This window comes from Devosia sp., from assembly GCF_028290645.1.
In the GTDB taxonomy this organism is placed as follows: Bacteria; Pseudomonadota; Alphaproteobacteria; order Rhizobiales; family Devosiaceae; genus Devosia_A.
This window is the reverse complement of the sequence record NZ_JAQGJL010000181.1, coordinates 1-5,336: the sequence shown is the minus strand read 5'-3', so window position 1 is coordinate 5,336 and position 5,336 is coordinate 1. Positions and strand designations below refer to the sequence as shown.

Here is a 5,336-nt window from a genome sequence, read left to right as displayed (position 1 = left end):
TGAGACGGAAATCCAACAATGACGATAACGCCATCGAGACCGTAATGACCACCACCGAAACTGCCCAATCCGCCGTCCCGGACCGCGATTCCGTCCGCGCCGCCGAAGCCGTGATCCGCCCCCATATCCGCCGCACGCCGGTGGTCGAGACGCCCGCTGGCGATTTCGGCCTCAGCGGCGCGCCGCTCAACTTCAAGCTCGAGTTCATGCAGCATTCGGGCACCTTCAAGGCTCGCGGCGCCTTCGCTAACCTCCTGATCCGCAAGGGCGCCGAGCGCGGCGTGGTGGCCGCGTCGGGCGGCAATCACGGGGCGGCGGTGGCCTATGCGGCGGTGCAACTCGGCATCAAGGCGCATATCTACGTGCCGGCGATCTCCTCGCCCGCCAAGATCGATCGCATCAAGCAATACGGCGCCGAGATCGTCGTCGGCGGCGACACCTATGTGGATGCCTATGCCGCGAGCCATGCCTTCGCCACGGAGCACGGGCTGCTCGAAGTGCATGCCTACGACATGTTCGAGACGCTGAGCGGGCAGGGGACCGTGGGCTTGGAGTGGCTCGAACAGGCCCCGGGCCTCGATACGCTCCTCGTCGCCGTCGGCGGCGGCGGCCTGATCGGTGGCATCGCGGCCGCGGCGGCGGGCCGGGTCCGCATCATCGGCGTCGAGCCGGAGAACGCACCGACGCTCCACAGCGCCATCGAAGCCGGCCGGCCGGTCGACGTACCGGTGAGCGGCGTCGCAGCCGACAGCCTCGGCGCCCGCCGCATCGGAAACCTCAGCTTCGCGCTCTCGGGCTTCATCGACCGCTCGGTGCTGGTCACCGATGAGGCGATCGTCGCGGCACAGAAGCAGATCTGGGACGTGCTGCGGGTGGTCGCCGAACCCGGCGGCGCAGCCGCGATGGCGGCGCTGCTGTCGGGGCGGTACGTGCCCACGCCGGGCGAAAAGGTCGGCGTGCTGCTGTGCGGGGCGAATACGACGGCCGTGAAGTTCGGCTAGGGCTCCCGCCTTGACTTTGCCATCCCCCTCCGGCAAACGCCGCCGCCAACTGGACGGCTGTCCGGGCGGGGCATAGGCTTCGTCCCAACAGCAAGAACAACAGCGGGGGCCACGGCTTGACCAAGCGCGCATTCACCTATCCCGGCCAGGGCAGCCAAGCTGTCGGCATGGGCAAGGACCTCGCCGACACCTACCAGGAAGCCCGCAACGTCTTCGCCGAGGTGGACGACGCGCTGGGCTACAAGCTGTCCACCATCATGTTCGAGGGGCCGGATGAGACCCTGCGCCTCACCGAGAACGCCCAGCCGGCGCTGATGGCCGTGTCAGTCGCCGTGACCCGCGTGCTCGAAAGCCGCGGTGTCGCGCTGAAGGATCATGCGGCCTATGTCGCCGGCCATTCATTGGGCGAGTATTCGGCGCTGGCGGCGGCCGGGGCGTTCAGCCTCGCCGATGCGGCGCGGCTCTTGCAGATTCGCGGCCAGGCCATGCAGCAGGCCGTGCCGGTCGGTCAGGGCGCCATGGCGGCGATCCTCGGGCTTGACCTCGAGACGGTGCTGCGGGCGGTGAACGACGCCGAGGACGGCGAAGTCTGCGGCGTCGCCAACGACAATGCCCCCGGCCAGGTCGTGATCTCGGGTCATGTCGGCGCAGTGAACCGCGCTATCGAGTTGCTGAAAGCGGCCGGCGCCAAGCGCGCCCTGCCGCTGCCGGTGAGCGCGCCGTTCCACTGCGCCCTGATGCGCCCCGCCGCCGACGCCATGGAGCATGCGCTCAACGAAGTGACGGTGAATGCACCGGTCGTGCCGGTGGTCGCCAACGTGTTGGCCAAGCCGATTTCCGATCCGGAAGAAATAAAGAAGCGCCTCGTCGAGCAGGTGACCGGCATGGTCCGCTGGACCGAGTGCGTGAACTGGCTGGTCAAGGATGGCGGCGTGACGCAACTGGTCGAGCTCGGCTCGGGCAAGGTGCTGTCGGGCCTCGCCAAGCGCATCGCGCCGGAGACGGCGGCGGTATCGATCGGGGCGCCGGCGGATGTGGATGCCTTTGTTGCTGAGGTGGGTGCTTGATACTGCCCCTCACCCGGCGCTTACGCGCCACCCTCTCCCTCAAGGGGAGAGGGAAGTTGGGGCGAGATCGTGCTCTGTCGCCCCTCTCCCCTTGAGGGAGAGGGTGCCCGAAGGGCGGGGTAGTTCGCCGCTTCTCCAAATGAATCAGACTCTCCAAAGGAGCCGCTAAATGTTTGATCTAACTGGCAAACGCGCCCTCGTCACTGGTGCCTCGGGTGGTATCGGCCGGGAAATTGCCAAGGCCCTGGCCGCCTCCGGCGCCCGTGTCGCGCTGAGCGGCACCCGGGTCGGCGCGCTCGAGGAGACGCGCGACGCCCTCGGTGGCGGCGATCACCCGATCATCCCGACGAACCTTTCCGACCTCGACGCCGTCGACAAGCTCGTCCCCTCCGCCGAGGCGGCGCTGGGCGGCATCGACATTCTCGTCAACAATGCTGGCGTCACCCGCGACAACCTGTTCATGCGCATGAAGGACGAGGAGTGGGACGAGGTGCTGGCGGTGAACCTCACCTCCGCCTTCCATCTGACCCGCGCCGTGCTGCGCGGGATGATGAAGCAGCGCTTCGGCCGCATCATCGGCATCACTTCGGTGGTCGGCGTCGTCGGCAATCCGGGGCAGGGCAACTACGCTGCCTCCAAGGCCGGCCTCATCGGCATGAGCAAGGCGCTGGCCTACGAGGTCGCCTCGCGCAACATCACCGTCAACACCGTGGCCCCCGGCTTCATCGGTTCGGCCATGACCGAAGATCTGAACGACAAGCAGCGCGAGAGCATCCTGGGCAAGGTGCCGGCCGGCCGGCTCGGCGCCGCTGAGGAGGTTGCCGCCGCCGTGGTGTTTCTCGCCAGCAGCGAGGCCGGCTACATCACCGGGCATACGCTGAACGTCAACGGCGGCATGGTGATGCTGTAGTTGCAGAGTGTCGCCTCCCTCCCCTCGAGGGGAGGACCGATGGAGAGGTGGCGCGGTTCTGGAACCGATGGCCCCCACCCCCGGCCCCTCCCCGCAAGGGGGAGGGGAGCAGATCAACCGCGAAGGCTGGGGAAACCGGCATTCGTGCAATATGGCAAAGGGCCGGGAAGTATGTTACCTCCGCCCCTGATTTCGGGAATGGGGTGCCCTTGCGAGGGTGGATATCCACGCCTACAGTCGGTCGCGAATGGCGGCAAAGCCGGGGGAAAGCTTGAGGCAAGTCCAGCCCTCCCGGCCGAAACATGCAACAAAGCAGTCTGATAACAAGGGAAGTCAAATATGAGCGATATCGCTGATCGAGTCCGCAAGATCGTGGTCGAACACCTCAATGTCGATGCGGAGAAGGTCGTCGATAAGGCCAGCTTCATCGACGATCTGGGCGCGGACTCGCTGGATCAGGTCGAGCTGGTCATGGCTTTCGAGGAAGAGTTCAACGTCGAGATCCCGGATGATGCCGCGGAATCGATCCAGACCTTCGGCGATGCCGTCGCCTATCTGACCAAGGCTGTCGGCTAAACGCCGGCCGCCAACGGCTCTCTACTTCGATGGAATTGCGCCGCGTCGTCGTCACCGGGATGGGGATCGTCAGCCCTTTGGGCTGCGGGATCGAACCGACCTGGGCAAACATCCTTGCTTCCAAAAGCGGTGCCAGGCGCATCGACGATTTCGAGGTCGACGATATCGCCTGCCAGATCGCCCACCGGATTCCGCTGGGCGACTACGCGGACGGCAAGTTCAACCCCGACGAGTGGATGGATAGCAAGGAACAACGCAAGGTTGATCCTTTCATCATCTACGCCATGGCGGCGGCCAAGCAGGCCATCGACGACGCCGGGGTGGAGCCGAAGACCGAGGAAGAAAAGCACCGCATCGGCACGCTGATCGGCTCGGGCATCGGCGGCATCGGGGGCATCTACGAGACCTCGATCATCCTGCATGAGAAGGGCCCGCGCCGCGTCAGCCCCTTCTTCATCCCCGGCCGTATCATCAACATGGCCTCGGGGAACGTGTCGATCCGCTTCGGCCTGAAGGGCCCGAACCACTCGGTGGTGACGGCCTGTTCGACCGGCGCGCACGCCATCGGCGATGCGGCCCGGCTGATCCAGTGGGGCGATGCCGACGTGATGGTGGCGGGCGGAGCGGAATCCCCGGTCAACCGGCTGTCGATCGCCGGTTTCGCCGCCTGTCGCGCCCTTTCCACCAACTTCAACGATCGCCCGGAAATGGCCTCGCGCCCCTATGACAAGGATCGCGACGGCTTCGTCATGGGCGAAGGCGCCGGCATCGTCGTGCTCGAGGAATACGAGCGCGCCAAGGCCCGCGGCGCCAAGATCTACGGCGAAGTCATCGGCTATGGCCTCAGCGGCGACGCCTACCACATCACCGCGCCCTCCGAGGACGGCGATGGCGGCTTCCGCTGCATGCAGATGGCGGTGAAGCGCGCCGGCATCGACCCCTCCGAGATCGACTACATCAACGCCCACGGCACCTCGACGCCGCTCGGCGACGAGATCGAGCTCAACTCCGTCACCCGCATGCTGGGCAACGCTGCCGGCAAGGCCGCGATGAGCTCGACCAAATCGGCCATCGGGCACCTGCTCGGGGCGGCCGGTTCGGTCGAAGCGATCTTCTGCCTGCTCGCCATGCGCGACGGCATCGTCCCCCCGACCATCAACCTCGACAATCCATCGGTCGAGTCGGTGATCGACCTCGTGCCCCACAAGCCCAGGAGGAAGGAGGTCAACATCGCTCTCTCGAACTCCTTCGGCTTTGGCGGCACCAATGCCTCGCTGATCTTCCGCAAGGCAAGCTGAAGCGACCGGAGCCGGTCGACCCCTGGGGGACCGGCATCCTATTGAAGTCCATTTTTCAAGCGAATAGTGCTCGCGTTTCTGGAGGTTCGACCGATGGCCAACGAGCGCAGCGAGAAGCGGGGCCGCAAGAAGCGGCGCAGCGGCGGCTTTCTCAGCATCGTCAACGCGCTGCTGACGCTGGTCGTGCTCGGCATCCTCGTCGCCGTCGGCATGTTCCTCTATGGCGCCAGCCAGTTCTACGCCGCGGGCGCGGTCAAGAACGAGGCCAACTTCACGGTCGAGAAGGGCTCCTCGGTGATGACCACGGCGCGCCGGCTCGAGGAACAGGGGCTGATTCCGCAGGGCCAACTGCTGCCGTCCGAATGGCTGTTCTGGGGCGGTGCCCGGGCGCTGAAGAAGGAAGGCGACATCAAGGCCGGCGTCTACGCGCTGAAGGCCAACTACTCCATGGCCGACATCCTCAAAGAAATCACCGAGGGCAAGC

The 5,336-nt window shown here is 66.0% G+C and carries 6 protein-coding genes; all 6 read left to right on the top strand.

From position 1 onward, the window contains the following. Positions 1–44 precede the first annotated feature (44 nt). Positions 45–1,001 carry a threonine/serine dehydratase gene (locus JWQ89_RS10045; protein WP_299640623.1) on the top strand — a complete coding sequence of 319 codons (957 nt, stop codon included), beginning with the start codon at positions 45–47 and terminating at the stop codon, positions 999–1,001. 116 nt (positions 1,002–1,117) lie between these two features. After that, positions 1,118–2,068 carry an ACP S-malonyltransferase gene (gene fabD / locus JWQ89_RS10040; protein WP_299640619.1) on the top strand — a complete coding sequence of 317 codons (951 nt, stop codon included), beginning with the start codon at positions 1,118–1,120 and terminating at the stop codon, positions 2,066–2,068. A gap of 169 nt (positions 2,069–2,237) precedes the next feature. Then, positions 2,238–2,978, top strand: coding sequence for a 3-oxoacyl-[acyl-carrier-protein] reductase (fabG, locus tag JWQ89_RS10035; protein WP_299640617.1), 741 nt, complete (start codon positions 2,238–2,240; stop codon positions 2,976–2,978). Positions 2,979–3,317: 339 nt separating this feature from the next. After that, complete coding sequence (locus tag JWQ89_RS10030; RefSeq protein ID WP_055048542.1) at positions 3,318–3,554, top strand: acyl carrier protein; 237 nt, start codon at positions 3,318–3,320, stop codon at positions 3,552–3,554. A 35-nt stretch (positions 3,555–3,589) separates the two neighbouring features. Further along, positions 3,590–4,852 (top strand): beta-ketoacyl-ACP synthase II, encoded by a 1,263-nt coding sequence (gene fabF, locus JWQ89_RS10025; RefSeq protein WP_299640621.1) that lies wholly within the window; start codon positions 3,590–3,592, stop codon positions 4,850–4,852. Positions 4,853–4,945: 93 nt separating this feature from the next. Next, positions 4,946–5,336: hypothetical protein (locus tag JWQ89_RS10020; RefSeq protein WP_299640615.1), on the top strand; the 391-nt coding region annotated here is incomplete at its 3' end.

Coding starts and splice junctions, on each gene's coding strand:
- fabG (WP_299640617.1), top strand. CDS start 2,238: ATGTTTGATCTAACTGGCAAACGCGCCCTCGTCACTGGTGCCTCGGGT.
- JWQ89_RS10030 (WP_055048542.1), top strand. CDS start 3,318: ATGAGCGATATCGCTGATCGAGTCCGCAAGATCGTGGTCGAACACCTC.
- JWQ89_RS10045 (WP_299640623.1), top strand. CDS start 45: ATGACCACCACCGAAACTGCCCAATCCGCCGTCCCGGACCGCGATTCC.